The organism is Deinococcus sp., from assembly GCF_018260405.1.
Lineage (GTDB): Bacteria > Deinococcota > Deinococci > Deinococcales > Deinococcaceae > Deinococcus.
Map to the genome: position 1 here is coordinate 1 of NZ_JAGLBG010000152.1, position 3,591 is coordinate 3,591.

At 58.1% G+C, this 3,591-nt stretch carries 3 protein-coding genes; all 3 read left to right on the top strand.

Going from position 1 to position 3,591, the window contains the following annotated elements; all coding sequences use genetic code 11:
• Nucleotides 1–131 precede the first annotated feature (131 nt).
• Complete coding sequence (locus QZ269_RS12385; RefSeq protein WP_291427014.1) at nt 132–1,121, top strand: hypothetical protein; 990 nt, start codon at nt 132–134, stop codon at nt 1,119–1,121.
• Nucleotides 1,122–1,452: 331 nt separating this feature from the next.
• The gene (locus QZ269_RS12390) at nt 1,453–2,529 is read left to right on the top strand and encodes a PhoH family protein (RefSeq protein ID WP_291427015.1); all 1,077 of its coding nucleotides are present in this window, start codon (nt 1,453–1,455) and stop codon (nt 2,527–2,529) included.
• A 366-nt stretch (nt 2,530–2,895) separates the two neighbouring features.
• On the top strand, nt 2,896–3,591 hold a 696-nt coding region (locus tag QZ269_RS12395; protein WP_291427016.1), incomplete at its 3' end, for a hypothetical protein.

Below are 3,591 nucleotides of genomic sequence, written 5' to 3' on the forward strand. Positions count from 1 at the left end.
CGCTAGGGTAAGCTGCGCGTTCCACCGTTAAAGCCTAAAACATTTCCCATGGTTAGGGCCTCAGACAGCCTCTAAGCGTTGCAAGGACTTCTATCATCTTTCATCATCCCGCCACTTCTAGACTGCGAACCATGCGGCTTTTTCTTTCTGCGCTTCTACTGGCTGGAACCGCCAACGCCCTGGCACGGCCCAACACTGCCGAGACGGCTCAACGGGCGGCGCAGACCCGAGTCTCGCAGGCTCCCGAGCAGAACCAGAATGTCAAGGTCAATGACGACGCGAGAGTTGTCCTAGTGGGCAAATCAGGCTGGCTGTTCTACGAACCCGAGCTGAAATTCTCCGACTACAGACCCAACATCAAGTCGATTGCCTACGTCTCAGAGCAGTTGAGGCGCAAGAACATCCAACTGCTGGTCACGCTTTCTCCTATTAAGGCCCGGATTTACGAACAGTATTTACCTCAGCCGCTACCTGCCAACATCAAAAATAGGTACAGCGAAGTGATTGCCGACCTCAGCAAGGCCGGGGTGCATACGGTAGACCTCAATACTGACTTGCCTGATAAGGCCAAGTCCTTGCCTACGCTGCTGTATTACCGGCAGGACTCGCACTGGAACGACGAAGGCGCTTTTGTGGCCGCCAAACCTATAGCTGAAGCGGTCGCCCGCCTGATCGACCTTTCCAAAGTGCCCGACGTGAACTACAAACTGTCTAGGACAACCAGCACTCATCAGGGCGACCTCATGCTGAAGCTCAGCGCGGCGCAGCGGGTCAACTACCCTCCCGAGAGCACCAAAATAATCTCCGCCGAATCTTTGGCCTTGGCCTCTACTCTGACCACAGATACGCCTTCGCCCCAGATTGTGGAAGTTGGGGCAAGTTACTCGGCTGTCGGCAGCTTCGTGCCTTCTCTTGCCTATAACCTGCATAAAGACGTGCTGAATCGGGCTGTTTCTGGCCTTGGCCCGTGGAAAGCGCTGGGCGACTACCTGACCAGTCAGAACTTTGCCAAGTCGCCTCCCAAGATCATCATCTGGGAAATCACGGAGCGGGACATCGGCTGGCTCACCAACCAAGAATGGCTCGATACGACCTTCAAGAATAACCAAGCCTTCAAGTAGGTAACGGATACGGCCCTCGAGAAGTAGATTGGGTGTCCGATCTGTTTTTCAGTGCAAAGCGGGTAGAAGAACTTGAGCTGGGCACGGGTGTTTGAGAGAAACACGGACGTTTCTCTCAGCCATTCGGCACATGGTTTTGAAGGCCGCGCCCGGCACAATGAGGGCCGGTGACGCTCCCCTTGATCTTTTCTGTAACCCAGGCCTAATTCGGCTGAAATTGTGCCTCAACATACCTAGCCCTGACAGGCCCCGGCACACAATGGGCGCATCCGAATGACCTTATCCGCCCTCTTCCCTCCCCTGAACTGCTGCGGGGAGGACTGTGGTCTTTATGGCCCGAACAGGAGTGACTTTGACCGACCTTAACCCGAACGCCAGCCTCAACGCGCCCGCGCCTGCCGCTACAGAGACCGTGAATCTGGCAGACCAACGTGAGGCCTTTGCCCTGCTGGGAGCGGGTGATGCCAATCTGCGCCGGATGCGCGAGCTGACTAAGGCCAAGATCGTGGCACGCGGCGAAACCATTACGGTCACGGGCGACGCGCCGGACGTGCAGTACGCCAGCCGCATGATCCGCGACGCGCTGGATGTGGTTAAAAGTGGCGGCGAACTGACCCCCGAAAGTCTGCTGCGCTCGGCCCGCCTAAGCACCGAAGGACGCAGTCTGGCAGCCGAAACCCAGGTCACGGGCCTGAGCTTGCCGCGCGGCCTCAAGCCCAAAACGCCGGGGCAAAAGCTGTACCTCGACCTGATCGAGCAGTCGGACATCGCTTTCGGCGTCGGGCCTGCCGGGACAGGGAAAACCTATATGGCCGTAGCCATGGCGGTGCAGGCGCTCAAGGCCAAGAAAGTCAAGCGGATTATCCTGACGCGCCCGGCGGTCGAAGCGGGCGAGAAACTGGGGTTCTTGCCCGGCGACCTCCAGGCCAAGATCGACCCCTACCTGCGCCCACTGTACGACGCGCTTCAGGACATGCTCGACCAGGAAAAGTTCGAGGCGTACCTGACCAGCGGCATTATCGAAATCGCGCCGCTGGCCTTTATGCGCGGGCGCACCCTGAACGACGCCTTTATCATCCTCGACGAGGCACAGAACACCACGGGCGAGCAGATGAAGATGTTCCTGACCCGCATGGGCTTTTCCAGCAAGGTGGTCGTGACTGGCGACGTGACCCAAATTGACCTGCCGCGCCACATCACCAGCGGTCTGGCTGTCGCCAAGCGGGTACTGAGCAAGATCGACGGCATCGGCTGGCACGAGTTTACCGACGTAGACGTGGTGCGCCACCCCCTGGTCGGACGGATCATCAAAGCCTATGAAATCGCCGAGGAAGCCGAAGAAGATAAACGAGCGGCGCGGCGCGGCGAATTTGCCAGTATTCCGGAAGGCGAAAACGACAGGTCTTAGAGCAGTTTGCAAAAAGATGGTCAAAAGAGCACGATCTTTTTGCCGAGTGGAACGAGTGAACAAGAAAGAGCAGGACGTAAAATGAAGGGGGGCGGCGGTGTTGTTCCGACATGCCCATCACTTCGGAGAACTGCTCTAAAAGCCTGCCGGATGGCTACCTCAGCCCCCCGAGCGAACCTCCAAAGCTGAGAACTGAAAGCTGTTCCAGACCATTGCCAGGGCCTTTGCTCTGGCTTTTTCGGCTTTGAGAGTGCTGGCGGGAGCAGCAGTTAAGCAGCCGGAAATGTGACGTTTTTTACAAGGCTTGTTCATCATTTGTTCGGGCAATTACCTTAAGTTGGTCTCATGCGTCCCATCCTGCTAGCTTTGACCGCTGCCCTTGTGCTGACGGCCTGCGCAACCAACTCGTCGGATACCATCCATCCGGTCGCAACGATCAGTATTCCTTCCGACTACACCGACCCCAGTCAGGTTCAGGTGGGGTATTCCGCGACCGACAACGTCGCGGTAACGAAACTGGTGATCGAGCGCGACGACACAGACAACGGTATAGACAACTTTGTGCCGATCAAGACCATCCTGACGGCCCCATTTTCGGGAACCTATACCGATACGGTTCCGGCAAGTGGCACCTATATCTACCGGGTCGTGGCCTATGACGCCGCCGGAAACCAGGACCGAATCCAACAGTCAGTGACCCTCACCGTTCCCGAACCACTGAAAGCCGTAAGCGGCACCCTGACCGAGCCAATGAACTTCAGTTATCCGATGACCACCAAAGCCTGGACGGGCGGCGCGGGGCAGGTGATTCTGGAAGCCGCTCCCCTGACGGGCGGCGCGGCCAGCGAAATCAGCCGCAGCACGCTGAACTCTTCCGGGGCCTTTACCCTCGACCTAACTACCGCGCCTGCCACCAACCAGCGCCAGAGTGCCACGGTGGCCAACCTGCTCGGAGCCGCCGCCAACCAGTGTTCCGGCGACGCCAAATCGGACAGCCCCCAGGCCACCATGACTGTGGCCCAGCTCCGTGTCAGTGCCAGTAAAAGTGGAATTGCGGCCCCC